We start from the raw sequence: 25,924 nt of genomic DNA on the forward strand, positions 1-25,924 counted from the left end.
GGGTCATGCGGCCTCGCGGCCGCGTTCAATTCAGTGCGCCATGGTCATTTCTCACTGGAACCAGTGTTCACGTGCTTTCATGATCAACGCCTTAGCGGCATCCTCTTCCATTCCGGTCATCTCGACCAGTTCATCCACGGCCAGCTCGGCGAGTTCGTCGCGCGTCTGAACCTGATGTTCGGCCAGCTTCGCGAGCAGGTCGGCGTCCATGCCGTCCAGGCTCTTCAGGTCGAGCGCTACATTTTCGACCTTTTCTTCGTTCGCGATCGCCTGCGTCAGCAATGCGTCGCGCGAGCGGTTACGGAGTTCGTGAACGGTGTCTTCGTCGAATGCCTCGATTTCGAGCATTTCGTTGAGCGGCACGTAGGCGATCTCTTCGAGGCTCGTGAAGCCTTCGTCGATCAGGATGTCGGCGACTTCCTCGTCGACATCGAGACGCGCCATGAACAGGTCGCGCAGAACGCCGCGCTCCTGATTCTGCTTCTGCGCAGATTCGTCCGGCGTCATGATGTTGATCTGCCAGCCGGTGAGTTCGCTGGCAAGACGCACGTTCTGGCCGCTGCGGCCGATCGCGACCGCGAGTTCGTTCTCGTCGACGACGACGTCCATCGAATGTTTTTCTTCATCGACGACGATCGACTGCACGGCTGCCGGCGCGAGAGCGCCGATCACGAACTGGGCGGGGTCTTCCGACCATAGCACGATGTCGACGTTTTCGCCACCGAGCTCATTACGGACGGCCTGCACGCGCGAGCCGCGAATGCCGACACAGGTGCCGATCGGATCGATGCGCTTGTCATAGGCGACCACGCCGATCTTCGCGCGCACGCCCGGATCGCGAGCGGCGGCCTTGATCTCGAGCAAACCCTGCTCGATTTCCGGCACTTCCATCTCGAACAGCTTCATCAGGAATTCGGGCGCCGTGCGCGACAGCTCGATCTGCGGACCACGCGCGGTGCGGTCGACCTTGGCGATATAGGCGCGCACGCGGTCGCCCACGCGCAGGTTTTCCTTCGGAATCAGCTGGTCGCGGCGCAGCAACGCTTCGACACGGCCCGATTCGACGATGAAGTTGCCCTTGTCGAGGCGCTTCACCGAGCCGGTCATGATGTGCTCACCGCGCTCGAGGAAGTCGTTCAGGATCTGCTCGCGTTCGGCGTCGCGCACCTTCTGCAGGATCACCTGCTTGGCGGCCTGCGCACCGATACGGCCGAATTCGATCGACGGCACCGGTTCTTCGATGAACTCGTCGAGCTGGATATTGGGCTGCTGCTCGCGAGCCTCGAACAGCAGGATTTCCTGATCCGGCTCCTGCAGCCCGGCTTCGTCCGGCACCACCTTCCAGCGGCGAAACGTTTCGTGCTCGCCGCTTTCACGGTCGATATGGACGCGAATATCCGCATCTTCTTCGAAGAGTTTCTTGGAGGCCGAAGCGAGAGCCGCTTCGAGCGCGGCAAATACCACGTCCTTATCGACATTCTTCTCGCGTGCCAGCGCATCCACCAGCATCAACACTTCGCGACTCATTGTTTGCGGCTCCTAAAGTCAACTTTCGGAACAAGGCGCGCCTTGTCCATGTCCGCGAGCGTGAAATCGAGCATCGCGGCGCCTTCTTTTCCTTCAAATTCCAGACCGATCGTCTCGCCTTGCGGAGCATGCAGAATGCCCCGGTACGATTTCCGTCCGTCCAATGGCTTTTTCAGTGTGATTACCGCCTCGCTGCCCGCGAAGCGCTCAAAATCCGCCAGTTTTTTCAGCGGGCGGTCGAGACCCGGCGACGACACTTCAAGCCGCTCATAATCGATATTTTCGACCGTCAGAACGTGCTGGAGCTGACGCGTGACCTTCTCGCAGTCTTCGATCGCGATGCCGGCCGGCTGGTCGATATAGATACACAACATGCCGCGCCCGGTGCGCTCGAGATCGACGAGCTCGTAGCCGAGTCCCACGACCGTGGTTTCAATCAGTTCCGTCAGTTGCACAATGCCCTCTTAGATGTTCGCGCAGCGAGCCTCGCGCCTCTTCAGCAAACAACCAATGCGGGCCGCGCGCCAAGCCGGCGCACGTTCGTGCGAACCCGAGATGCCGAACCACGCTGAAGTAAGCGGCAAAAAAAAATGGGCTGAACGCCCATCATCTTGTTGCCGGTGGTCGCACCTGAGCCGCACATGAAAAACCGTACGCCCAGCGACTCCGCGATTGTAGCCATTTTTCGGCCCAAACGCAATCCGCCGAACGCTGCACGGCGCGCATTTCCGCTTGATTTAATAGGAATCTTTGGGAAAAGCGGCGGCAAGATCGGGCTTTTACGGAACGGCCCGTATTGCCTCAAACAGCACCCGGACGAATCTCGCCGTTGAGTTTGGGCGACTCGTCCCGCATTGATTCGCGCCGCGGTTTCGCGCGCATTCCCAAATCCGAAAGACCTGCTGAGCGCGGCCAATGGCGAGCCGGAAAAACCGCTAAAAACGAGTCACGGCTCGCTGTCGTGCGCAAACGGCGTCGCTTGCCGAAGGGATCGATCAAGCGCCCGACGCCGTCGATGGCAGCATGACCGCCATCCGCTGATTACCTGGGGACAGCCGCCTTGCCTCGTTCAAGCAGGCGGCCGCCCCAACCACCACGAGAAACTCCGCTTAGCGGCCGCGCGAACGGCCGCGTGCCGTACCGCCACCGTTGCCACGATTTGCGCCGCCCGCCCCTGTGTTGCCGCCGCCGCGATTGGCGTTACCGCCACGATTGCCGCCCGGTGCGCGATTGCCCGTGTTACCGGGAGCGGCACGCTTGCCGCCCGGGCGGGCGCGATTGCCGTTGGGCGACGGCGCACGATTGCCGTCGACATCGCGGCCGCGCTGACCGCCGGCACCGCGGTTGCCGTAGCCGGTACCGGCACCGCCGCCCATACCCGTACCGAAGCCGCCGCCCGCCGCACCCCGGCGGCCCTGACCGCGCGGCTGCTGCTCGAAGCGGCTATGCGACATCAGCACCGGCTCGCGGTTGATGAAGCCCATCGACGTCTGCATCGGGTCCGGCTGCCGGCGCTCCGGCGCCGCATTGCGGCCACCGCGCTCCTCGCTCGGCGCCTTCAGGCCGACCGACGCCATCAGCGCGCGCACCTGGTTGTCGTCGAGTTCCTCCCAGCGGCCGCGTTTCAGCCCCTTCGGCAGCGAGATCGGGCCGTGGCGCGTGCGGATCAGCCGGCTGACCATCAGCCCGGCTGCCTCGAACATACGGCGCACCTCGCGGTTACGCCCTTCGGCAAGCGCGACGTGATACCAGTGATTGGTGCCTTCGCCGCCGCCATCGCGGATGCGCAGGAAATTCGCCGGACCGTCCTCGAGCTCGACGCCGTGCAGCAGCTTCTGGCGCATGCCTTCCGCGAGTTCGCCGACCACCCGCACCGCGTACTCGCGCTCGACGCTGTAGCGCGGATGCATGAAGCGGTTCGCGAGATCGCCCGAGGTGGTCAGCATCAGCAGACCTTCGGTGTTGAAGTCGAGACGGCCGACGGCGACCCACTTGGCGGTCTTCATCGGCGGGAGTTTGTCGAACACCGACGGACGGCCTTCCGGGTCCGCGTGGCTGACGATTTCGCCGGTCGGTTTGTGGTACAGCAGCACGCGCGGCGGCTTGCTCGCCAGCTTGCGCTTGACCGGCTTGCCGTTGATGCGAACCTGGTCGGTCGGCATGATGCGCTGGCCGATGTGCGCCGGCTCGCCGTTCACCGACACGCGGCCGGCGATGATCAGCTCTTCCATGTCGCGGCGCGAGCCCATGCCCGCTTCGGCGAGCACCTTGTGCAGCTTCGGCGCGTCGTCGTCCGGCGACAGCACGCGCTTCGGACCGGCCGCCTTGCCTCGGCGCAGCATCGGCGCGCGCACGCCGCCGGTCGTGCTGTTGTCGGCGTCGAACGCCGGCGACGTCACGTACGAGAACAGATCGTCTTGAGCGGAATCCGCAGCCACGCTTGCGTCGGCGCCGCGACGGTTCTGGCGCTGCCCCTCGCGTTGACCCTCACGCGGCTGACGCTCGCGCTGGCCTTGCTGACCCTCGCGTTGCCCCTCTCGTTTCGCGCCGCCCGCATTGCGCCGCGCGCCCTGCTTCGCGCCCGCGTCCTTGCGCGGCATGCGCACCTGCGCGACGACCTCGCCATCCGGCGGCGCCTCGGTAACGACCGGCGCGGCCTGCATGGACGCGTTTTCGGCAGCCTTCGTCTTCGCCCCGGCGCGGCGGCGCGCGATCAGGCTGCGCGGCCCGCGACGCAGACCGCGGCGCGGACGCTCTTCGCCGTCGGCTTCCGCGCTCTGTGCCGGGCGCTCGCCCTCGCCTGCCGGCGCTTGCGGGTTGCGCGCTTCGTCGGCCCGCGCCGACGGCACGGCGCGCTCGGATTCGGACGAATCGGTGTCGTGGGTATGTGTCAAAACAACCTCAAAATGTCAGGTCGCGCGCGCCCGTTGCGGGCGCGGCAAAAAAAGTTCGGTTACGTCAGGCGCTGCGCGACTCGGTTTCGTCGTCGGTCAGAAAGCCTGCGTCCTGTGCGGCCTCACGGCGATCCTCGGAATCGTCGTGCGCCGCCTCGATCGGGTTCGGCCCGGCCGCATGCTCCGTGTTGCGAGACATGCCCGAGTCGTGCGCGAGTGCTGCCGAATCGGTCTGGGAGACCGGATCGTGATGCTGTGCAGTCCCGGCGACGCCGCTCCGCGGTACTGCGTTTGCCGTTTCGGCGTGTTCTTGAGCGGCGTTTGTGGCGTCGCTTGCTGCGGGGTTGGTTGCGTCTGTCGCGTCGTTTGTAACTTTGTTCGTGACTTCGCGTATTGCTTCGTGCGCCGCGCCAGTCTCGCCGACGGCGCCGCCCGGCCCGGCCATATCCGGACGCTGTGGCGCTTCGAATGCCGGCCCGGTCTGTGCTGCCTGGCCGGCCGGTTCCGTTTGCGCCGACTTCTGCGCCGCTTCCGGTTCGCCCGTCACGCCAGTCGCCACGGCCATTTCAACGGGCATTGCCGACTCCGACGATGGCTCGTCGCCCTCGCTCTGCGCATCGCCCGCTCCCTGCGCGGCCTCAGCCTCGCCCTCAGCGAACTCGATGGCGTGCTGGCCCAGCAGATCCGCATTCAGTTGCGCCGACGGATCGGCAAGCGGCGGCAATTCGTCGAGCGCCGTGAGTCCGAGGTCGTCGAGAAACTGGCGCGTGGTCGCGTAGAGCGCCGGACGTCCCGGCACGTCGCGATGACCGATCACCTCGATCCAGCCGCGATCCTCCAGTTGCTTGACGACCTGCGTATTCACCGTCACACCGCGAATTTCTTCGATATCGCCCCGCGTGACCGGTTGCCGGTAGGCAATGATCGCGAGCGTTTCGAGTACCGCACGCGAATATTTCGGCGGTTTTTCCGGATGCAGACGATCCAGATACGAACGCATCGCGGGCTTGCTTTGAAACCGCCAGCCCGACGCCAGCCCGACCAGCTCCACACCGCGCCCGGACCAGTCCCGCTTGAGGTCTTCGAGCAACGTCCGAACGGTGTCTGCCGACACGCCGTCGGCAAAGAGCTTGCGCAAATCGCCGAGCTTTAACGGCTCCTGCGCGCAGATCAAGGCAGTCTCGAGGACGATCTTCGCCTCTTGGGTATTCATGCAGCTAGGTCAGACCCTGTGGTCAAAGAACCGGATCAAACAGACGATGTGGAACTGAAGACGCGCTCGCCCGATTCTGATCGGTCATATTGATGGGAGCACGCACCGGGGGGCGGCGAACAGACTTATCGAACCTGACCCAGCCGGACGGAGCAGCGATATTCCTGAAGGGAATCGCGTGACTGAGCGCCATATTACGCAAAAACGACCGGGGCGTAAAGCCGGAATCCCCCACGTACCGTCTCGTGGCGCGCCGACGGACACGCCCGGGCGCCAAACGGATGAACGGAAACAGAAAATCCGCCGAGGCCATTTTTTTGCCGTTCGCGAGGCGTAGGCCACCGGCCGGGGGGCGGGTCTGCTGCCTACGCATTTCCGGCAGCGACCGAGGCAAAGTTCGCCGGAAGCCTCATCGATTTCCGCCCAGCTTCAGCCGCGCGCTATCCGAGCCTCAGCCCCCATTCGGCCCGGGCTTCGGGCTCAGTCGCGAAATCCCGCTCGACGCCGGAATCCGCGCCGCCAAGCCTCCGCGCTCAGGCGCCCGCGGGGCGCGCCAGAAACTTTCTCAGCCGCTCGACGCCCGCATCCAGCCGCGCCGTATCGCACGCATAGCACCAGCGCACGAAGCCCTCGCCCTGCGGCCCGAACGCGCTACCCGGCGCAATACCGAGCCCCGCCTCGCGCACCATCGCCTTGCACAGTTCGAGGCTGTGCGCCGCGCCCGGCATCGAGAAGAACAGATACATCGCGCCCAACGGCGCCTTCACGTCGACACCCGGCACCGTCGATAACGCCTGCACCAGATGATCGCGCGACGCCTTCAGGTCGCGCACCAGCTCCTGCGTGAACCGCTCGCCCTGCTCGAGCGCGGCAATGCCCGCCTGCTGGACGAACGAGGGTGCGCACGACGTGTTGTACTCGACGAGCTTGGCCAGATCGTCCATCAACGCGGCCGGCGCGACGATCCAGCCGAGCCGCCAGCCCGTCATCAGCCATGCCTTCGAGAACGAATTCACGCAGATCACACGTTCGTCGCGCGTGGCCAGATCGAGAAACGACGGCGCGGTGCGCGCGCCGTCCGCGTAATAGAGCCGCTCGTAGACCTCGTCCGCGACGATCCAGATGCCATGACGACGGCAATGCTCGAGCACGCTGCGCTGATCGTCGCGGCTCATCACCCAGCCGGTCGGATTGTTCGGCGAGTTGATCATCAGCATCTTCGTGCCGGGCGTCAGCGCGGCCAGCAATTGGCCGACGTCGAGTTGCCAGCCGCGCTCGCCATAGCCGAGCGAAACGGTTTCGACATGCGCGCCGAGAATCTTCGGAATCTCGACCAGGTTGGGCCACAGCGGCGTCACCGCGACCACGCGATCGCCGGCGCCGACCACCAGTTGCGCGGCCAGCATCAGCGCGTTGACGCCGGCGCTCGTCACCGCGACGTGATCGGCCGACGTCGCACCGTGCAGCTCGCTCACATAGCGGGCCAGCGCCGCGCGCAACGGCGCGATGCCGAGGTTATGCGTGTAGAACGTGGCACCGGCGGCCAGCGCGGCACTGGCGGCGTCGCGGATAAACGCGGGCGTGACCCGGTCGGACTCGCCGAACCAGAACGGCAGCACGTTCTCGACACCGAAACCGGCATTGGCGACTTCGCGGATTTGCGACGGACGCAGCGCGCGCACGGCGTCGCGCGCATTCGGGGTGGAGGGCACGGGCAGGTCCAATTCGCTCATCGAGGCTTCCGGATGGATGAAAGATAGCGGCTCGGGGCGCACGCGCGACAGGCGTGCCCGGCCAAGGCGGTAGTTTAGCGCGCCGTGTGGCCGGGCAGCGGCGCGGTGGCTGCGGATTGCCCGCTAGGGCAACTCCTCGGCCCGTCCCGGCAACTGCCGGATCAGGTTCCACACGGCCTCGGCCGCCGGCGACAGCGATCGATCGCGCCGCCGCACGAGTTCCACCCGGCGCTCCGCGCGCGGCACGAGCGCTCGCGCGACCAGCGACGCGCCCGCCGGCAACGGCAACGCGAGCCACGGCAACACGCTGATGCCGACGCCCGCCTCGACAAGCCCGAAGACGGTCGCGGAATGCCCGAGCTCCTGCACGACGCTGGCGTTCACGCCCTGCTCCTGCATCACGGCGTCGATGATCGGCCGGCTGCCCGAGGCATAGTCGAGCATCACGAGCCGCTCGCCGTCGAGATCCCGCCACGCGACCTGGTTGCGCGCGGCGAGCCGATGATCGTTGCGCGAGACGACGCAGAACGAATCGGTCATCAGCGTTTCGCTGAGCAGATCGTCGTCGGTGAAAGGACCGATGATCACGCCGAAATCGACCTCGCCCGACTTCACCTTGCGCATTACGTCGCTCTGCACGTCGTCGCGCAAGCCCAGCGTGACGTACGGAAACTGCTGCACGCACGACGCCACCACGCGCGGCATCAGCCGGCACGCGACGGTCGGGCTCGCCGCCACCACCACGCGGCCGCGCCGCTGCTCGCCGATTTCGCGGATTTCGCGCAAGGCGTCGTCGAGATCCGCGAGCAGCCGCGACACGCTCGACACGAGGTTGCCGCCGACGTCGGTCAGCTGCACCTCGCGCGTCGTACGGTCGATCAGTTTCAGGCCGATCTCGCTCTCGAGTTCGCGCACGCAGCGACTGACCGCCGACTGCGTCAGGCCGATTTCATCGCCCGCCCGGCTGAAGCTTTGCAAGCGGGCCACCTCGATGAAAACCCTGAGTTGCCGCAGCGTCACATTCATTTATCCACCTCATCAATAGCGCGATTTGATGCGCATTCTAAGGCCAAATGCAGGCGTATCGCGCCTTCGGCGGGATTCGCTGCAATGCGGCAAAAAAGGCGCAAACGCACGCTGGCCGGGCTTGACTGCACAAGATTGGTGATTGTCCCGATTTGCGAAATGGTTTTTTTGGATTCTCATACGGCCCTGGCTGGCGCCCGCACTGGCCCGCTGCCACGGGGTTTTCAGGCGATCTGAACCAGATTGGCACACTTCGTGCGTGAGGAGACGCACAGGGTCGGCGCCATGACTTCTGGCCGATTAGCGGATCGTGGCGAGCCGTCCCCTTTGGCACTCGCCCTGTCGAGTGCGGAAAGAGTGCGCGGCGCGGGGCAGCGCACCGGAGTTAGCTTCGCTGAGGTGAAACATGATGCTGTTCGACGATTTGAGAGACAACGAGTGGGCGCTGGTCGAAGCTTTGTTCTGCGCCGAACCGGCGCGCAGTGAACGGCGCGGCCGGCCGCGCGTGGAAGCGCGCGCGGTGGTCAATGCCGTGCTTTGGGTGCTGTCGACGGGCGAAGGCTGGTCCAAGTTGCCGGGCCGTTATCCGTCCCCGCCGACTTGCCGCCGGCGCTTCGACGAGTGGCAGGCCGATGGCACGCTCGCGGAAATAGTCAAGCTGCTTGGCACGAGCGGCCGTGAAATTTCGCTGCGCGGCCGGATCGGGGCAACCGCCGCGAAACCGCCGGTGCCGCCGAGCCGCGATCGTCTGCGCGGCGCGTTCTGGACCAATCCGGAATCGTGGCGCGCGCCGGCCAAGATGGCCTGACGCGACACTGCCGAAACTGCCTTAATTGCCTTGCCACCGGGCGCCTGCGGGCGCCCGGTTTTTATCCGGCCGCGATCCGCATCGTGGTTCGTACGCGAGCCCGCGGCAAGCCCGCGACTTGCCGCGGGCGCCCCGCTTCCCGCGCTCCCCTTCCTGTCTTCCTGTATCCGCTCGCGCTTACGCATAGGGAGCCTGCTTTTCCTTTCCGTCCACCGCCAGGCGCGCCTCGTCCCGCGCCGTCTCCGGCAGATACGCCGGGCCACGAACGGCTCCGGGTGAAACATCCATTTACTATTAATTACAGCGCGCTTTCGCGACCCGGCCTACCTTTGTAGCTATGCAAACAGGCCTTGATTCCAGGGGCTTGAGGGGGACCTCAGCATGAAACCAATGTCCGTGCTTGTGTGTGGCATTGTGATTTCAGCGATGGCCGCACCAGCAGTCGCTCAACAGCATCCGCAGGGATGGAACTGGCGGCCGGACCGGCCGGCCACGCTCGAAGCATGGCAGCACGGCGATGCGCGCAACCGCGACTTCACACCGCCCGTGCCGCGCGGCGACTTGCGCGGCGATATCGCCAGCAATGTGCGGGCGCGGCCCGATGCTCAACGCGACGATCAATCGCGACGTCGTTAGTCGTGCATGGATCGGCGTCCGGCCCGTGGGCGGCGGGGCCGATCGCATGAAGTCGTATCCCGATCGAATCATCGGGGAACCACCGGGCGCCGGGCGCAGTCTGATTCAACGCCATTAGCACAGCGTGGCAGTAGTAATTCCGGTACGCCCGTATCTTCGCGATACGGGCTTTTTTTCGCGCACGCGCAACGGCATCGCGCAAGCGCGCCGGAGGTTCATCGAGGAATGGAAGCAGCGGATCACCACCTGCCGTGCGATGCGGCCGGTCAGCGGAAGAAACCGCCCGCCGAGGAAACGATGGACCTATGCGGACGTTACACGAGCAATGGCAAACAACCGGCGCACATTGCGCCTGAGGGAACGATGAACCTAATTCCGGGCTTCGAGCGTCGCGGCGGACTGCGGTTCGGCCGCGGCGAGCACATAGTCGTTCATGCGCTGCGCGGTCCACGTGAGCATCCGCTCGTCGTGCTCGAGCCTTGCGAATTCGGCTCTGCCCCGCTCGGTGAGCACGGCGATGTCGACGGGGGCATGAAACCCCGGCGCCGGCGCGACGGTGCGCTGTCGAACGGTATCCATCAGACCCAGCGCGCGAAGATACTGGAAAACACCAGGCCTTCTGGCCCAGGGAACCTGACGATATTGCGCTCGCCGCAGCGCTTCAAGTACAGCTTCGTTGGAATACGTTGTCATCTCACTTCTTTCTTAAAGTGCAGCCATGACACATCCATGCCAACACGTCACCGCGCCACTGGTCACGCGTGTGGCACCCGCCTCTCTGGCCCGCGGCTCGGCCTAGGCCGGCTCGCGGATTTCCGCCAGGTGCTGCCTGGTCTCGTTTTCGGAACCCCCGTCCGAACGGCATGTTAGCGTTCTGTCTACGAACCGACGATGCAACCGCCGCGGCGCGATGGCAAGCCCGTAGATTTGTCCCGAAAGATATACGTTACCGCATTTAAATTGATTCTATTCACTTTATTGACGCTTTTTTTTGCAGCAATCGTGTTATGGAAACGCGTGCGCCGCCCTCTGGCCGTTTGCGCGATCGTCCTGTTCTGGCTGCTCGCGGCCGGCTGGCTGACCGTGCCGCTGCTCGATCTCGCGCAGCCCGACCGGCATAGCGCGGCGCCCGCGGCGTTTGCGCCGCGCACCGCGATCATCCTGCTCGGCGGCGGCACGATCTACGACGACAACGACGTGCTCGTGCCACCGCGCGACGCGCTCAGGCGCATCGAGGTGAGTGCGCAGAACTACGCGGCCTGCAAGCAGACGGCGGCGACCTGCGCGGTGATCGTGAGCGGCGGCAACCCGCAGCGGCACAGCGCGACCGAAGCCGACACCTACCTGCCCTATCTGCTGCGCCGGCAGGTGCCGCGCGCGGACATCGTGCTCGAGAAAGACAGCCGCACGACATACGAAAACGCGCGCAACGTCTCGGCCATTGTGGGCCATTCACATTACGACACGTTGATACTGGTCACGTCGGCGTATCAGATGCCGCGCGCGCTGCTCGACTTTCATCACTTCGGGATCACGCCGCAGCCGCAGATTTCGAGCGCCCGGCATGTGCGGCTTGGGATGCTGCCGCATTACGACAATCTCGTGGCCGCCGAAATCGCGCTGCATGAGCTGATCGGGATTGCGCAATTTCACGTGTATCGGGCACTGGGCTGGTTCTGACGGCCTACGGCCCGACGCCGTGATGCCGCATGTCATCTAACAATGCGAAATACTCTCCCGGCTGCGCGCCAAACCGGCGCGGCATGCCCGATGCCGATTTGAAGCGGCTTGCAATCGATGGGAAAAACGACTAATTACAAGGTGTAACAAATGTTCATAGCGGTTACAAAGGTATCCGCTGGAGCGAAGATTGCTCGATAGAATGCATTGTCTTTCTCAATAGACATGCAATACTCGGGTCCACCACCACTCTACGGAGGTAACGATGAAGAAAGTGTCCCTGGCGATCCTGGTTTCCCTCTGTGCCGTAACGGGCGCGGCTTATGCGCAAGACAACGGCATCGTGACGAGCACCGATCCGGCCAAGGTGGCCGAGTTCGAGCAGCATGCGCAAGATCTGCAAAACCGCCAGCAAACAATGGGAGGCGCTCCCGCCATGCCGGCCAGGCATCACAAGATGGCACCGCATCACCACCACAAGAAGGCTCCCGACGCTTCGAGCTCCTGAGCGAGCCTGAAGTCCCGCTTCGCGGCCATGCCGTGAAGTGAAAAGCCGAAGCTGGCGCCGCCGGTTTCGGCTTTTTTGTTGTCCGCCCGGTGTCGACCATAGATTTCGGATACGGCGCGTAAAGCGCGTGAGGCGGGGCCTGTGTCGCCAGTGCGTGGCGGCATGGCGGTGGTGATCCGGCATGCTCGATACCTGTTCGATGCACGCACCCAAACGCTCGGCGGAAACAGGCTTGCGACATCCCTTCGAGCCCCGCCCGGGCGGGCCCGGTTCGCGCGCTTGCTGGCATCCGCCCGCCATCGCCCGTTCGCCGCGGCATGCCGTCGGGCCGCCGCTTTCGGTATGCTAAAGTCGCGCACCGGCCGGCGCCCTGCCGGCATCCCTAACCCGTGCGCACCCCGGTGCGGAGGACAGCATGAGCAACATCCAGCTAGATATCGAATGGACGGAAGCAGCATCTCGCAAAATCGAAAAACTGATGCCGCGTGGCGGTCAGGAAGCGTACCTCGCGCTGCCGCCCGTCGAATGCCTGCCGATGGAAGGCGACGTGCTGTTTCTCGGCCCGGCTGGCAAGCAGCAGCCGTTCATCGTCGCGGAACGCCAGTATCACCATGACGGCGACGCGGACTGGACCATCATCCTGATCCTCGACGTACCGCAAGCAACGCATTGATGCCCGGCGGCGCGGCGCAGGATTGCTGCTCGCGCCACCGACCCTACGCCCGGCGGCAAACCGCGGCGCGACGGATCGGCCGCCTTACCGCCTGGCCGATCCAGCCGGACCAACGCGCCGCCTCGTGCCCGGTGCGCGCCGGGCTCTTCACCCGGCACCTGCCCGCTTGCGGCGCTTCAACCCACAGACACTCAGACGATCTTCGACACGACGCGAATTTCCGAGTGCTCGACCCAGTCGGCGACCGCTTTCCGGTACGCCAGGATATGCGCCGACTTCGCATGCGCAGCAAGCGCTTCCTGGCTCTCCCAACGTTCGACGAACACGAACCGGCGCGGCTCCTGCACATCGCGATGCAGGTCGTACTGAAGCACCCCCTGCTCATTGCGCGTCGGCCCGACGATGCCTTCCAGTACCGTGCGCAGTTGCTCCTCGTACCCCGGCTTTGCCACCGAAATTGCGACCACCGCGATTTCCGACATGCGTCTCTCCTTTCGACAAAAAGCAGCAGCATACCTGCCGCTCGCCGACTCTGCCCGCGATGCGGTCCACGCTCCGCGCTCCGCGAACGACACCGCCGTGCCGCCTCGACCAACCCCAGCGCCCTGAACCGAACGCGTCGAACACGTCAGGAAAAGACACAATCCCGGCCATCGCCCCCGAGCACCGTCCGCGCCTGGAATTTGGCGGGCGGCCACTGACCACCCTGCTACCCTCGGCTGATACAGCAGGCGATTGAGCATCGGTTTCGCGCGAGACAAGCGCGCAAGACAAGCCGGCACATTGTTTGAAACGCATGATCGGATGGCCGTGAGCAGCCGGTTTGCTGACCGCCAGGGTGCTCGGGCGTCTGTGATAACCCGCACATTCTTGCCCCCTGCAAACTGCTAGACTCGTTTTGACCAATTCGCCGGAGTCCAGCATGGCTGGCATCGCGCTTCGCGTTTGCGGGCAGTATCCGTCGTGCCCCGTCGACGCTTCGGGCGTGCAACCGTTGCGCGCCGAATGGGTTTGCGCGCCCCCTCACCCGCTTGCCGCAAGATTCCCATGTCAGCTCTCATGCCCGCTTCCATGCCATCCGTCAGCGAATTGACCGTCAGCGGCCTGCTCCCGCATCTGGTCCGCGGCGAATCAGGCTGGACCGCGACATGGCGCGCGCTGACGCTGCACAGCGTGTTCCAGCCGGTGCTGTCGGTGACGCATCAATGCGTGGTCGGCTACGAAGGGCTCTTGCGCGCGTTCGACCCGGTCGGCCTGCCCGTTTCGCCCGACGTGCTGTTCTCCGGCACGCGTTCGGCCACCGAGGCGCGCGAACTGGACCGCATCGCGCGCTGTCTGCACGTCGCCAATTTCATGGAGCAAGGCATCAGCACGGGGTGGCTGTTTCTGAACACGCGCCCGCAGGTATTCGAAACCGGCTGGCCGCAGCGCGCGTTCATCGACGAGCTGTCTGCGCATTTCGGGCTACCGCAGGAGCGCATCGTGATCGAAGTGCTCGAGCAGCCCGCCGACGATGAATCCGCGGTCGCGAGCATGCTCGCGGCGTCGCAACCGCGCGACTTCCTGATCGCCATCGACGACTTCGGCACCGGCTTTTCGAACTTCGACCGCGTCTGGCGCTTCCGTCCCGACATCGTCAAGCTCGACCGCTCGCTCGTCGCGCGGGCCGGCAAGCACGAAGGCGACGATTCGATGATCAGCCACCTGATCGCGATGCTCCATCAATCCGGCACGCTCGTGCTGGCCGAAGGCGTCGAAACCGACGAGGAGCTGATGCTCCTGATGCAGGCCGACGTCGATTTCGTGCAGGGTTTCTGGTTCGGCCAGCCGAAGGGCTCGGTGCAGGCAGCCTGCACGAAAGTGCCAAAGCTCGTCGAATCGATCTGGAGCAAGTTCGCCGACTACGAACGCGCGCACGACGCTCACCCGCGGCTCGGCTTCGAAGGATTCGCCGAAGCGCTGCTCGCCGCCGCCGACCTCTACAAGGCAACCGGCGACCTCGAACAGGCGGCGCAAAAAATCCTGCATCTGCCCGAAGCGCGCCGCGTATTTCTCACCGACGGCCAGGGCGAGCAGACCCGGCCGTCCGTGACGGCCGCCTCGGTGCCGCCGCCTCCGCAGCGGCTCGCGCCGCTCTATGCCGAAACGCGCAGCAACTGGTCGCGGCGCGCGTATTTCCGGCACGCGCTCGCCGCGCCCGGACGCGTCGCGATGATGGGCCCGCACTATTCGCTCGCGGACGGTCAGGACTGCTACACCGCGGCAATCGCGTTCGAGCATGACGGCATGCATGTGCTGTGCGTCGATTTCGTGCCGGCGACGGCAAACGCGGACGCGCGCCCAGGACAGCGCGGAGCCCGGCGCTCCTGAGCGAGCGCCGGCGGTTCGCGCCGTTATTCGCCGTTATTCGCTGCTATGCGTTGCGATTCGTTGTTGATGCGCCGTTATTCGTGGACCCGACCGCGGCCCGATTTGACTTCGCCGCGTTTCGCCTTGCTGTCGAGGCGCCGCAGATTCGATGCACGCGTCGGCCGGGTCGCGACGCGCGGTTTGCGCGTGACGCTGACGCTTTCGATCAGCTCGTCGAGCCGCGCAAGCGCCGCCGCGCGATTCATCTCCTGAGTCCGATGCTCCTGTGCCTTGATAATCACCACGCCGTCGCGCGTGAGCCGGTGATCGGACAGCGCGAGCAGGCGCATTTTCAGCACCTCGGGCAATGACGAAGCCCGCACGTCGAAGCGCAGATGAATGGCGCTCGACACCTTGTTGACGTTCTGGCCGCCCGCGCCCTGCGCACGCACGGCGGTCAATTCGATTTCGTTCGACGGGATCGGATAGCGGGATGTCATGGGCGGGATCGGGCAAAGGTCGGTCAGTGTACAAGCGGCAGCGGCAATGCGTGTGGCGCGGGTTGGACAGCGCGGCCCCCCGCTAGTAGCCGGTCATGTGAAACACCCACACCCGCGTGAAGCGACGGACCACCGGCCGCGAACATGACGAAAAACTATTTGCGTCGACGTGGCCTGTTCATCGATACTGCCTTTTTCGCTTACAGCGTAAATTAACATGAAGATTCGTCCCGGTTTTGTGCTCGAACTGGCCGTCAACTTCCTGCTGCCGTGGCTCGCCTACCGCCTCGCCTTGCCGCGCCTCGGCGAAACCGGCGCGCTGATCGCGTCCGCGGTGCCGCCGCTCGTCTGGAGCGCGATCGAGCTGGCGCGCTTTCGCCGCGTCGATGCGCTCAGCGCCATGGTCATCGCGGGCATCGTGCTGTCCGTCGCGGCCATGGCGCTCGGCGGCAGCCCGCGCATGCTGCTGCTGCGCGAATCGCTCGTGTCCGGTGCCGTTGGCGTGGCGTTTCTCCTATCGCTGCCGATGCGCCGCCCGCTGATCTTCTATCTCGCCCGCGCGACGGTCGCGCGCGAAATGGAAGGCGGCGCCGCGCGCTTCGAGGCACTGTGGCGCGAGCGTCCGGGTCTCGCACCGGCCATACGAACGATGACGCTGGTCTGGGGCCTCGGCCTGACCGGCGAAACCGCGCTGCGCGCCTGGATGGCGCTGACATGGCCGATCGGGCGCTTCCTGATCGTGTCGCCGTTCATCGGCTATGGCATCTACGGCGCGCTCGCACTGTGGACGCTCTGGTATCGAAAGACGATGCGCAGCCGTGTCGAGGCGAGTGCGCGCGCGAGCGGGATCGCAGGCTGAAGGGTGGCGCGCGAAAGAGAAGGCCACCGTGCCTCGCGCCAGCCGCGTCGTCCGACGTGTCGCCGCCCCTTGCTGCCCTTCACCGCCCTTCACTACGTTAGCTCTGCGCGTCTCCCTTCATTGCCACATTCGCACCGGCAATCCGCGCGGCCAGCCCCGAATCGCGCTGTGTCGGCGTCGCGATCGCCTGCGCGAGCACGGCCCGCGCGCCGATCACCTCGACCCGCTCGCGCGCACGCGTAATCGCCGTATACACGAGTTCACGCGACAACACGCGGCTAAACACCGACGGCAACACCAGCACCGCGTGCTCGAACTCGGAGCCTTGCGACTTGTGGACCGTCAGCGCAAACGCGGTGTCGTGCGGCGGCAGCGCGGCCGGCGAAACCGCCCGCACGGAACCGTCGCCGGTACGGAAATACACGCGCAACGCGCCGCCCGCGCCCGGCAGCGCAATGCCGATGTCGCCGTTGAAGAGGCCTAGCGCATAGTCGTTGCGCGTCACCATCACCGGCCGCCCGGCGAACCACTGCGCGCCGACCGCGAGCGTGACGCCCGCGGCACGGCGCACCTGAGCCGCCATCGCCGCATTGACCTGATCGACACCGCGCGGCCCGAGACGGGTCGCGCACAGAATACGGAAGCGGTTCAACGCCTCGAAAAGCGGCAACGGATCGGGCGTATCGCCGGCGAGTGCCACGGCGAGGGCCTCCGCGTACGGAGCGAAGCCGGCGGCGAGCCGTGCGACGGTGCGCTCGGCAAGCGTCGCGTGCGCGTCTTCGCGCAGCGCCGCCGCGCAGGGTTCGGCGGGATCGATCCGCAGCACGTCGAGCGCGGCGCTGGCCGAGCCGTTGCGGATTGCGAGCGACAGCCGGCCGATCGGCGATTCGAGGCCGAACCGGTAATTGCGTTCGAGCCAGATGACACAATCGGCAAGCGGGCTGGCGTCGTGCGCCGGTAGCGACTCCGCGATTGGCTCAGCGTTGGCTGGCGCGGGCGCGTCGAACAGATCCAGATTCGCCGGCGGCGCTGAGTCGAAACCCTCGAACCTGTCAGGCGGGGCAAAAAAATCGTCGGCGGGTATCTCACCGAGATCGCGCGATTCACGCGGCAATGCGCTCTCGAACCGTGCCTCGCCGATACCGAGCGCCTGCGCCACGCGCCGCACGCCACGCGGCGTCAGCGCCGGCCGCGCGCTCAGTTCGGCGAACACCGCACCGGCTTCGACGGCAGCCAACTGATCCTTGTCGCCGAGCATGACGAGACGCGTGCGCGGCGCAATCGCATCGAGCAGATGCGTCGCCATCGCGACGTCGATCATCGACGCCTCGTCGATCACCACCACGTCGTACGGCAGCGGATTGTCGCGATGATGGCGGAAGCGCCCGCCCGGCCCCGACCCGAGCAGGCGATGCAGCGTGTACGACGTCTGCGGCAAACGCGCGGCGAGTTCGGGCGGCAGATCGCCGGCCCGCGCGAGCAGCGCTTCCTGCATGCGCTGCGCCGCCTTGCCGGTCGGCGCGGCGAGCGCGATGCGCAGATCGGCGCGCGCATCGAGCAGGCACGCGAGCACACCGACCACGGTGGTCGTCTTGCCGGTGCCCGGCCCGCCGCTGACGATCGTCAGCCGCCCCGACAGCGCCATCACGGCCGCGACGCGTTGCCAGTCGATCTCTTCGTCTTGCGGCGGCCCGAAGTAGCGCAGCAGACGCTCGCGCAACGCGGCAAGGCCCGCGTCGGGCTGAACCGAAGACTCGGCGGCAAACTCCGTTGCAGATTCCGCGGCGACATGAACCGCGCGATCGGCCACGGCATCCGATGCGTGTCCTTCGCCCGTTGCATGCGCGACCAGCGCGCGCGCGAGGCGCCGCTCGTAATCGTAGTAGCGCGCCAGATACAGCCGGCCCTGCTCATCGATCACGAGCGGCCGCAATGCCGCCGCGCTTTGCGCGCCGTTGTCCGTCATGCTGCTTGCCATGCCGCTCGCAAGCAGCGCTGCGCGCACCTCGGCGCTCGATGCCTCGAAGCGGCGCGCAAGCGTCGCGAGCGGCACGCATACGTGGCCTTCGGCGGTCGCGCGGCTCGCCGCGAACGCCGCGCGCGCGGCCCACCTGAGCGCCTCGCCCGATGCGCCGCCGCGCCGCGCGAGCATGCCGATACGGCGCGCGAAACCCTCGGCGAGCGCAATGCTGAAATCGGCCGGCGCAGGCAGATTGACGCCGATGTCCTCGAGCCCGAGCGGCCCGGCCGCGCGTTCTTCGAGTGTGCCAGGCGTGCCGGGCGTGCTCATGCGCTACCTCCGATCATCGCCGCGTCGAGCAGCGCCACCAGTTCGAACGGCGCGCGCCGCCGATGCACGCCGGCTGGCCCACCGGCATCGCGCCACTCGGGTCGCACGCCGCGCAGGAACAGGTACAGATAACCGCCGATATGCGTGTCGTACGCGTAGTCGCGCACCCGCGTTTTCAGATAGCGATGCAGCGCGACCGTATAGAGCAGCGCCTGCAGGTGATACGCGTGGCTCGCCATCGCCGCGTCGAGCGGCGCGGCCGCGTAGTCGGCGGCGGTATCGCCGAGGTGATTCGATTTCCAGTCGACGATCCAGAAGCGGCCGTCGTGCTCGACGATCATGTCGATAAATCCTTTGACGAACCCACGCAACACGCCGGACTCCAGCGCGACATCGGGATAACCGTACTCGATCAGCAGTTCGCGCAGCCCCGGAAAATCGAGCGACGGCGCAGCGAACAGAAACTCGAGTTCATTCAGACGCCGGTGCGGATTCAGCTTCGCGAGCGCCATGCCCGGCACGAGTTCGGTCGTGACGACGTCGCCGATCAGCCGGTGCATCATCGCGGGCAAACGCGCGGCGAGTTCGGGCACGGCCGGCGCCGGGCGCTCGCGCAGCGCACCGCGAATCGCCTCGGGCCACGTGCTCGCGTCGGTGAAATCGGCGAGTTCGAACATGCGATGCAGGCAGTCGCCAGCCGCCGCGCCGCGCGGAAACGCGAGAATGTCGTCGGCGGCATAGGCAGGTGTTGGCGGAGCAGCAGCCGGCGCGAGCAACAGCGCGAACTCGGGCGCCTCGGCAATTTCATCGTGATCGGGCCGCACGTCCTCCGGCAGCGCATGCAGGTCCGCGGCCTTGCTCCCCGCCGCGATCAGGCCGCTGAAACTCGCCATGCGCCACTGATCGCGCAGCGGCCGGCGATAGGCTCGCGCAAGCCATTGCGCGTCATGATCCTGCAGACTTTCGAGCGGCGTACGACGCGCCACTTCCGGCAAGGCCTGCAACGCGACAGGTCCACCCGCGAGCGCCTGCCAGCTTGCCGCGAGCGCGGCTTCGTCGGGCGGCTCGGCGAGCCACGCGTCGAACGCATGGCCTGCACCGCCGACGAGCCAGTTCAGCACGCTGCGGCGCGACTCTTTCGTCGAGCGCGACGACAGGTAGGTGCCCGCAACCAGATAGCAGCGATACACCGCGCGCGTGAGCGCCACATAGACGAGCCGCGCCCGCTCGGCCGCCTGCTCGCGCACCGCGTAACGCGACGCGCGTTCGGCCTCCTCGTCGTCGCAACCGTAGTGCAGCACCGCATCGCCGCTGTCGTCGTGATATTCGCGCGCATCGGGCAAGCCGGACGAAGGCGGCTCGCGCAAGCCGCCGTCATTGAGAAACGGACAGAACACGACCGCGTATTCGAGCCCCTTCGACTTGTGGACCGTGACGATCTGCACGAGATTGCGATCCGATTCGAGCCGCAACTGCGCCTCTTCGCCGCCGCCCTGCTCGCGCTGCGCGGCGAGCCAGCGCAAGGTCGGCGCGATGCCGGGCTGCGTGGCCGCACGCGCCTGCACGAGTTCGGCGAGATGGCTCACGTTGGTCAGACGGCGCTCGCCATCAGGACCGGCGACGAGCCGTTGCGCGACGCGCAACTCGCGCATCAGCGTGCGCCACATCACCGCGAAACCGCGTTCGTGCCACAACACGCGGTAACGCGAAAAGCGCTCGACCCAGCCCATCGCGTCGGCCGCATCGAATGCTTGCGCGGCTGCGTCGACGGCGGCGGGCGTGTCGGCCACCTGCGCGAGCCGCCATAGCGCGGCGGCATCGAGCCGGAGCCAGTCGGTCGCGAGCGCGGCGCGCAGCCGGCGCAGATCGCCGGGCGTGTCGATCGCGGCGAGCACGCGCTCGATCTGCTCGGCATCGAGCGTCGCGAACACCGACGCCTGCGCCAGCTCCACGCTGCCGACGCCCCATGCCGCGAGCACGCGTTTGACGAGGCTGCCCTGCTTGTGCGTTTGCACGAGCACGGCGACGTCGCCCGGCGCAAGCGGCCTGTCGCCGATCGTCACCGTGCCTTCGCGCGCGCCGCGCAGCAATCGCACGATCTCGGCCGCGCACGCTTCGCTTGCGGCGCGTTGCGCATCGCGTTTGCTCAATGCGGCCTCGCCTTGCGGCAAGGTCCAGATGCGGAAATCGCCGCCGCTTGCAGCAGGGCCGGCAGCAGCAGCGGTATCGGCAAACGGCGCGCGCCGCCGCGCGCCCGCGCGCACCGGCTGATAGTCGAGCCCGTCAAGCACGAACGCCTGCGGGTTCGCTTCGAAGATCCGGTTGCACGCCTCGACGATCGGCGCAGTCGAGCGCTGGTTGACCGCGAGCGTGTAGCACGCGGACGCCGAGGCGCGCGCCGCGAGGTACGTATGCAGATCGGCCGCGCGGAAACTGTAGATCGCCTGCTTCGGATCGCCGACCAGGAACAGCGGCCCGGCCGGCGCGAAAATGCGGCTGAAGATCGCGAATTGCAGCGGATCGGTGTCCTGGAACTCGTCGATCAAGGCGGCCGGATAACGGCTGCGCAACGCATCGGCGAGCCACGGATGCGCGGCCAGCGCGCGATACAGGTTCGCGAGCAGATCGTCGAACGAGACGACGCGGCGCGTGCGCTTGCGCGCGACCAGTTCGGCGGGCGCGTAGTCGAGCCACGTCTGGACCAGCGCAAGCCAGCGCGCGCGTTGCGCGGCCTCGGCCGCGACAACGGCAGCGGCCAGCGTTTCGGCGTGCTCGAAGAACGGATGCGCGGGCGGCTCGAACTTGACCTTGGTCGCCTTCTTCAACGCCGACACGGTCAGCTTCAACGCGGCGCGTGGCGGCGGTGCATGGCAATCGCCCTGCGCGAAGTAGTCGTTCCACGCGGCAATCGCGGCGCTCACGTGATCGGGCTTGTGCGTGGTCTTGCTCAGGCGCTCCTGCGCCTCGGCGAGCAGCGCGACGATCGCCTCGCGCTCCGCCTGCCAGATCGCGCGGGCGGCATCGAAACCGGCTTGAGGATCGGCGCTCGCACCGTCATCCACCTTGCCCCAGCGCAGTTGCGCGAGCGGCTTTTTCAGACGCCGTGCAAGCTGCTCGTCGAGCGACGCGGGGCCCGCGCGTTTCGCCACGAGCCATGCGGCAAACGCGGGATGCGCATGCGCCTCGGGCTCGACCTGCTCGCGCCAGAAATCGGCGGCGAGTTCGAAACGCAGGGCTGCGTCGTCGGCTTCCATCTCGAACGCGAACGGCATCGCGGCGGCGAACGGCGCTTCCTGCAAGGCGCGCTGACAGAACGCGTGAATCGTGTGAATCGCGGCCTGGTCGAACGTGCGCAGCGCACGGCGCACGACCTTCAAGGCGACCTCGCGCTCGATGCCGCGCTCCGGCGCGAGCGTCGTTTCGAAGAGCCGCCGGATGAACGGATCGCCACCGTCGTCATCCATGTCGATCGCGCGATGGAGTTCCGCGAGACGGCCGCGAATCCGTTCGTGCAGTTCCGCTGTCGCCGCCTTCGTAAAGGTAACGACGAGAATCTGATCCGCGTTCAGATTCTTTTCGAGCAGCAGCCGCACATAGAGCGCGCAGATGTTCCATGTCTTGCCGGTGCCCGCCGACGCCTCGATCTGGTTGACGCCGTCGAGCGAACAGGCGAACACGTCGAGTTCTTCGGCCACCAGCGTGTGATCGCGCAAGGTACCGCTCATGAGGCGCTCCGCAGATGTGCGAGAAGCGGCTTGAAGACGATCGCGGCAAGGCTGCCGAACGGCTCGTCGAGCGTGAGCGGCGTGCCGCGCAACGCGATGCGCAGTGCCGGGTCGTCGGACTCGCCGCGCACGCGGTCGTTGATCCACACGCCCTGCGCCGCCGCATCGCTTTCGCTGATTTTCGTCCACGCGCTCTTCGGGAAAAAGCGTAGCGGCAAGCGGCGCCCGGCCTTGAAGAGCGCGGCCAACGGCGCGAGTTCGTCGAGCGGCGCTGTGACCGGCGCGAGCTCGAAGCTCTCGCCGCTGCCGTGCCATACGGTGCGGCGCGGGCCATCCGGGCGCACCGCGCAATAAACCAGATGCGCGAGCCACGCGGACAGATAGTCTCGCGCGGTGGCCTTGGCATAACGAAACATCACTTGCCCCGTTCCGGTCAGCAGATTCAAGGTGCCGCGCAATTGCAGCGGCGTTTCGGCGGCTTCGCGCAGCAGCGCATCGTGCGGGCCGAACAGCGCGCCGACGATATCGGCGCCGGCGGGCCAGCGCGGCGCCACGTCGAGCACGAAGGGCAAGCGCTCGATGCCCGAGGCCACTTCGCGGCGCACGCTTGTCGCGAGTTGCTGCAACGCGCTCAATTCGCGCGCGCGCCATACCGCGCCGGTCGCGCCGCCCGGCAACTCGGGGCTCGCCTCGGCGACGCGGCGCACGCGGCTGAACATCGCGTCGTCGTCCGTGCCTGCATCGAGCAGCACCGGCAGCAGGCGCTCGGCGAGCGCGTCGCGCCCCGCGTAATCGAGATCGAACGGCTCGGTGTCGAGCAACTCGCCCTGCGCATCCGACAACGCGACGCCGAGGCGGTCGCGCAACAGCGAACGCGCCGGATGACGCCAGAAGCGCACGAAATCGTCGAACCCGACTTCATGCGTCTCCTCGGCCGGCAGCGGCTGATCGAAGAACGGCGCGGCGGCTGGGTGCCGCGGCGCGGCGAGCAAGGTGGCAAGCTCGGCGCGATCGGCGTCGTAGGTGAACAGGTCCGGTTGAGCCGCGAAATAGTTCGAGGCGAACGCCTGCAACGGATGCTCGACGATGAACGCGTGGCGCGCTGCATCGACCTCCGCGGGACTCGCGCCCTCGCCCGCCGACACCTGCGCGAGATGATCGAGCAGTTCGTCGACGAGCGCGGCCGGCGGCAGCGGCGCGTTGTCGCGAATGCTGCGCCCCGTGTAGGCGATGAAAAGCCGCTCGCGTGCGGCGAGCAGCAGATCGAGGAACAGATTGCGCTCGTCGTCGCGGCGCTGACGGTCGCCGGCCTTGCCGAACGCGGCCATCAGATCGAACTCGTCGGCCCGCGCGAGACTCGGCAGCACGCCGTCGTCCATGCCGACGAGGCACACGACGCGAAACGGCAGGCCGCGCAGACTCGTGAGCGACGAGAACGTCACGCTGCCCCACGGCACGCCGCCGCGCGCGGGGTCGTCGAGCGCTTCGGTGAGCGCGCCGCGGATCACCGAGGCGGGCAGCGGCACGTCGTGCGCGCCGGCCTGCATCGCGTCGCTCATCGTGTCGAGCGCATCGCGCACGGCCGCGAGCGAATCGGCGAAATCGACGCCGCCGTCGAAGCACTGCGCGAGCGTTTCGAGCAGCTGTTGCGACCATTCGGCCGGCGTGCGCTCGATCGCGCACTGCGCCGCGAAGCTGTCGATGTCGTCGACGAAACGCGACAGGCGGCCGAGCAGTTCGGCGTCCGAGCCGTCCGCGCCGTCCACCGGCAACCACGCGTCGACCGGCTCGCCGCCGGCCGGCATCGCGTAGCCGAGGTAAAGACGCGTAAGCGCATCGGCAAATGTGTGGCGCGCGACCGGCACGTTTTCGCCGGCTGGTTCGAGCGGCGCGAGCCCACGCCGCGCGCCGGCCGCCGCGAGCCATTCCTGCGCGGTTTCGAGCGAATTCGCGTCGATGCCGTAGCGCACCGCGACCGCGTCCACGCGCAGCCATTCGATCAGGTCCGGCGCGCCGACACTGCGCTCGGGCAGCGCGAGCCAGTCGAGCAGCAGCCGCGCAACCGGGTTCGCCTGCGACGGCGGCAAGCCGGTGATCCGATACGGAATGCGGCGCGTGTCGCCGGCGGGCGTGGTGCCGAACACGGCGTCGATCAACGGGCCGGCCGCCGCGAGATCGGACACGGCGACGAGCACGTCGGACGGCTGCAGATCGTCGAATTCGTCGAACCAGCCGAGCAAGCGGTCGTGCAGCACTTCGAGCTGCCGCGACAGGCTGTGGCAAACATGGACCTCGATACCGCGTTCGAGCGGCAACTCGTCGGCATCGGCTTCGTTGCGCAGATCGAGAATGCCGTTCTGCACGGCCGCGAGCCAGCTCGGCTCTGAATTTTCCGTGAAGTCGCCGGTCTCGGCCGAGGCCGCGCTCTCGGTCAGCTCGTGCAGCATATGCAGCTGCGCCTGCGTCTGACGCCCCCATTCGGCGAGCAGCGGATGACCGACTTCCTGATAGTCGAGTTGCCCCGCCGCGTCGAGCGCCTGTACGCGCCCTTCGCTGACCACGTCGAACCAGAACTCGCGGCACGGGTTCATCACGTACAGGCGCACGTCGATCCAGCGCGACAGCGCGCGCAGCAACGCGATATGCAGCGGCGGCATGGTCGGCAAGGCGAACACGCTGACCGCTTCGGGCCATTGCGCGTTCGAGATCGCTTCGAGGTCGAGCGTGCCGATTTCGTCGAGGAAACGATACGCGGGCGGCAACGCGGCCGCGGACGTTTGCGCATGACCGTGGGCCTGCGCGAGTTCGGCGAGCAGCGCGCGCCACAGCGCGGCCTGCCAGCGCTCGTCCTCGCGCGCCGAGTCGCTCGCGCCGCTCAGACGCGGGCCGGTCTCGTCGGTGCCGTTGCCTGGCATGCCGCCCGCGAATATCGAACCGCCCTTCTGCCATTGCAGCAGCCATTCGGGGCGATAGGTCAGATAGTGGTCGAGCACGGTCGCGACGCGCCGCGCGAGTTCGTAGCGCATCGACGCGTCGGCCGCATCGAGATAGGTGCGCAGACGCGGCGACGCGTTCCACGGAAGCGACGCGTCCGCCTCATGGCCGTTCTCGAGCAGCCGGTAGCAGCGCCACACGAGCCGGTCCGGCGCGAACGGCGACTGCCTCGGCACCTCGATCACGCCGCCGATCCGCGCCCACAGCCATTGCGCGAGATAACAGAAATCAACATTCGCGCAGATGCCCTGGCGCGCGGCGATATCGAGCTCGAGCCGCCTGCGCACGGCCGCGCTCGGCACGATCACGGGCCGCGCGGTCCACGGGTCGGCGGGCGCTTGCGCGAGGTCGTCGAGCAGCGCGCCGACCAGCGTTTCATAGCGGTTCGAGTAGAAGAGCTGGAGCATGGATTCCGGGTGAGGCGCAGCTCGCAGGCGGCGCATGAGCGGCGCGCAAGCCACGGCGGGCATTGAAGCGACAGCATAACAAACACGCTCCCCAGGGCATAA

19 protein-coding genes are annotated in these 25,924 nt (G+C 66.7%); 7 read left to right on the forward strand and 12 right to left on the reverse strand.

The window, feature by feature from the left end:
• Positions 1 to 51: 51 nt before the first annotated feature.
• From nusA to F3J19_RS09795, 6 genes are all read right to left on the reverse strand, one after another.
• Positions 52 to 1,527 (reverse strand): transcription termination factor NusA, encoded by a 1,476-nt coding sequence (nusA, locus tag F3J19_RS09770; protein WP_167040185.1) that lies wholly within the window; start codon positions 1,525 to 1,527, stop codon positions 52 to 54.
• Positions 1,524 to 1,982: a ribosome maturation factor RimP gene (rimP, locus tag F3J19_RS09775; protein WP_006052964.1), complete on the reverse strand. Its 459-nt coding sequence runs from the start codon at positions 1,980 to 1,982 to the stop codon at positions 1,524 to 1,526. The genes nusA and rimP overlap by 4 nt, the downstream gene beginning before the upstream one ends.
• A 654-nt stretch (positions 1,983 to 2,636) precedes the next feature.
• Positions 2,637 to 4,421: a 23S rRNA pseudouridine(2605) synthase RluB gene (gene rluB / locus F3J19_RS09780; protein ID WP_167040187.1), complete on the reverse strand. Its 1,785-nt coding sequence runs from the start codon at positions 4,419 to 4,421 to the stop codon at positions 2,637 to 2,639.
• A 64-nt stretch (positions 4,422 to 4,485) separates the two neighbouring features.
• Positions 4,486 to 5,634: an SMC-Scp complex subunit ScpB gene (scpB, locus tag F3J19_RS09785; protein ID WP_167040189.1), complete on the reverse strand. Its 1,149-nt coding sequence runs from the start codon at positions 5,632 to 5,634 to the stop codon at positions 4,486 to 4,488.
• 533 nt (positions 5,635 to 6,167) lie between these two features.
• Positions 6,168 to 7,367 (reverse strand): pyridoxal phosphate-dependent aminotransferase, encoded by a 1,200-nt coding sequence (locus F3J19_RS09790; protein ID WP_167040191.1) that lies wholly within the window; start codon positions 7,365 to 7,367, stop codon positions 6,168 to 6,170.
• A 123-nt stretch (positions 7,368 to 7,490) separates the two neighbouring features.
• Positions 7,491 to 8,393, reverse strand: a complete 903-nt coding sequence (locus F3J19_RS09795) for a LysR family transcriptional regulator (RefSeq protein ID WP_167040193.1) — start codon at positions 8,391 to 8,393, stop codon at positions 7,491 to 7,493.
• A gap of 406 nt (positions 8,394 to 8,799) precedes the next feature.
• On the opposite strand from F3J19_RS09795, the gene F3J19_RS09800 reads away from it, so the two are divergent.
• A complete protein-coding gene (locus F3J19_RS09800; RefSeq protein ID WP_167040195.1) occupies positions 8,800 to 9,201 on the forward strand; it encodes a transposase in 402 nt (133 codons plus the stop codon).
• A gap of 381 nt (positions 9,202 to 9,582) precedes the next feature.
• The gene (locus F3J19_RS09805) at positions 9,583 to 9,837 is read left to right on the forward strand and encodes a hypothetical protein (protein ID WP_167040197.1); all 255 of its coding nucleotides are present in this window, start codon (positions 9,583 to 9,585) and stop codon (positions 9,835 to 9,837) included.
• Between the two features lie 369 nt (positions 9,838 to 10,206).
• Here the strand turns inward: F3J19_RS09805 and F3J19_RS09810 are convergent, their stop codons facing one another.
• Entirely contained in the window at positions 10,207 to 10,530 is a 324-nt protein-coding gene (locus F3J19_RS09810) for a hypothetical protein (RefSeq protein WP_167040199.1), read from the reverse strand.
• Positions 10,531 to 10,797: 267 nt separating this feature from the next.
• Between F3J19_RS09810 and F3J19_RS09815 the strand changes: the two genes are divergently transcribed.
• From F3J19_RS09815 to F3J19_RS09825, 3 genes are all read left to right on the forward strand, one after another.
• On the forward strand, positions 10,798 to 11,517 hold the full coding sequence (locus F3J19_RS09815) for a YdcF family protein (protein ID WP_240158863.1): 720 nt from the start codon (positions 10,798 to 10,800) through the stop codon (positions 11,515 to 11,517).
• 265 nt (positions 11,518 to 11,782) lie between these two features.
• The gene (locus F3J19_RS09820; protein WP_167040203.1) at positions 11,783 to 12,025 is read left to right on the forward strand and encodes a hypothetical protein; all 243 of its coding nucleotides are present in this window, start codon (positions 11,783 to 11,785) and stop codon (positions 12,023 to 12,025) included.
• A 415-nt stretch (positions 12,026 to 12,440) separates the two neighbouring features.
• Positions 12,441 to 12,698, forward strand: coding sequence for a hypothetical protein (locus F3J19_RS09825; protein ID WP_008923870.1), 258 nt, complete (start codon positions 12,441 to 12,443; stop codon positions 12,696 to 12,698).
• 191 nt (positions 12,699 to 12,889) lie between these two features.
• On the opposite strand, the gene F3J19_RS09830 is transcribed toward F3J19_RS09825, so the two are convergent.
• Positions 12,890 to 13,180, reverse strand: a complete 291-nt coding sequence (locus F3J19_RS09830) for a putative quinol monooxygenase (protein ID WP_167040205.1) — start codon at positions 13,178 to 13,180, stop codon at positions 12,890 to 12,892.
• Between the two features lie 565 nt (positions 13,181 to 13,745).
• Between F3J19_RS09830 and F3J19_RS09835 the strand changes: the two genes are divergently transcribed.
• Positions 13,746 to 15,068: an EAL domain-containing protein gene (locus tag F3J19_RS09835; protein WP_240158864.1), complete on the forward strand. Its 1,323-nt coding sequence runs from the start codon at positions 13,746 to 13,748 to the stop codon at positions 15,066 to 15,068.
• Between the two features lie 74 nt (positions 15,069 to 15,142).
• Here the strand turns inward: F3J19_RS09835 and arfB are convergent, their stop codons facing one another.
• Positions 15,143 to 15,547, reverse strand: a complete 405-nt coding sequence (arfB, locus tag F3J19_RS09840; protein ID WP_167040207.1) for an alternative ribosome rescue aminoacyl-tRNA hydrolase ArfB — start codon at positions 15,545 to 15,547, stop codon at positions 15,143 to 15,145.
• Positions 15,548 to 15,764: 217 nt separating this feature from the next.
• Between arfB and F3J19_RS09845 the strand changes: the two genes are divergently transcribed.
• On the forward strand, positions 15,765 to 16,406 hold the full coding sequence (locus F3J19_RS09845; RefSeq protein WP_167040209.1) for a VC0807 family protein: 642 nt from the start codon (positions 15,765 to 15,767) through the stop codon (positions 16,404 to 16,406).
• 97 nt (positions 16,407 to 16,503) lie between these two features.
• Here F3J19_RS09845 and F3J19_RS09850 read toward each other — a convergent pair whose 3' ends face one another.
• From F3J19_RS09850 to recC, 3 genes are read right to left on the reverse strand one after another with little or no spacing between them, the layout of a single operon-like run.
• Complete coding sequence (locus F3J19_RS09850) at positions 16,504 to 18,696, reverse strand: AAA family ATPase (protein WP_167040217.1); 2,193 nt, start codon at positions 18,694 to 18,696, stop codon at positions 16,504 to 16,506.
• Entirely contained in the window at positions 18,693 to 22,421 is a 3,729-nt protein-coding gene (gene recB / locus F3J19_RS09855; RefSeq protein WP_167040219.1) for an exodeoxyribonuclease V subunit beta, read from the reverse strand. Before recB ends, F3J19_RS09850 begins: the two co-directional genes overlap by 4 nt.
• Positions 22,418 to 25,822: an exodeoxyribonuclease V subunit gamma gene (gene recC / locus F3J19_RS09860; protein ID WP_167040221.1), complete on the reverse strand. Its 3,405-nt coding sequence runs from the start codon at positions 25,820 to 25,822 to the stop codon at positions 22,418 to 22,420. Before recC ends, recB begins: the two co-directional genes overlap by 4 nt.
• Positions 25,823 to 25,924: the final 102 nt, after the last annotated feature.

The organism is Burkholderia sp. Ax-1724, assembly GCF_011752995.1.
Lineage (GTDB): Bacteria > Pseudomonadota > Gammaproteobacteria > Burkholderiales > Burkholderiaceae > Paraburkholderia.

What these genes read in the sequence shown, in the direction of transcription:
- nusA (WP_167040185.1), bottom strand. Translation starts at nt 1,527, where the DNA reads ATGAGTCGCGAAGTGTTGATGCTGGTGGATGCGCTGGCACGCGAGAAG.
- scpB (WP_167040189.1), bottom strand. Translation starts at nt 5,634, where the DNA reads ATGAATACCCAAGAGGCGAAGATCGTCCTCGAGACTGCCTTGATCTGC.
- F3J19_RS09790 (WP_167040191.1), bottom strand. Translation starts at nt 7,367, where the DNA reads ATGAGCGAATTGGACCTGCCCGTGCCCTCCACCCCGAATGCGCGCGAC.
- F3J19_RS09795 (WP_167040193.1), bottom strand. Translation starts at nt 8,393, where the DNA reads ATGAATGTGACGCTGCGGCAACTCAGGGTTTTCATCGAGGTGGCCCGC.
- F3J19_RS09800 (WP_167040195.1), top strand. Translation starts at nt 8,800, where the DNA reads ATGATGCTGTTCGACGATTTGAGAGACAACGAGTGGGCGCTGGTCGAA.
- F3J19_RS09805 (WP_167040197.1), top strand. Translation starts at nt 9,583, where the DNA reads ATGAAACCAATGTCCGTGCTTGTGTGTGGCATTGTGATTTCAGCGATG.
- F3J19_RS09810 (WP_167040199.1), bottom strand. Translation starts at nt 10,530, where the DNA reads ATGACAACGTATTCCAACGAAGCTGTACTTGAAGCGCTGCGGCGAGCG.
- F3J19_RS09820 (WP_167040203.1), top strand. Translation starts at nt 11,783, where the DNA reads ATGAAGAAAGTGTCCCTGGCGATCCTGGTTTCCCTCTGTGCCGTAACG.
- F3J19_RS09825 (WP_008923870.1), top strand. Translation starts at nt 12,441, where the DNA reads ATGAGCAACATCCAGCTAGATATCGAATGGACGGAAGCAGCATCTCGC.
- F3J19_RS09830 (WP_167040205.1), bottom strand. Translation starts at nt 13,180, where the DNA reads ATGTCGGAAATCGCGGTGGTCGCAATTTCGGTGGCAAAGCCGGGGTAC.
- F3J19_RS09835 (WP_240158864.1), top strand. Translation starts at nt 13,746, where the DNA reads ATGTCAGCTCTCATGCCCGCTTCCATGCCATCCGTCAGCGAATTGACC.
- arfB (WP_167040207.1), bottom strand. Translation starts at nt 15,547, where the DNA reads ATGACATCCCGCTATCCGATCCCGTCGAACGAAATCGAATTGACCGCC.
- F3J19_RS09845 (WP_167040209.1), top strand. Translation starts at nt 15,765, where the DNA reads ATGAAGATTCGTCCCGGTTTTGTGCTCGAACTGGCCGTCAACTTCCTG.
- F3J19_RS09850 (WP_167040217.1), bottom strand. Translation starts at nt 18,696, where the DNA reads ATGAGCACGCCCGGCACGCCTGGCACACTCGAAGAACGCGCGGCCGGG.
- recB (WP_167040219.1), bottom strand. Translation starts at nt 22,421, where the DNA reads ATGAGCGGTACCTTGCGCGATCACACGCTGGTGGCCGAAGAACTCGAC.
- recC (WP_167040221.1), bottom strand. Translation starts at nt 25,822, where the DNA reads ATGCTCCAGCTCTTCTACTCGAACCGCTATGAAACGCTGGTCGGCGCG.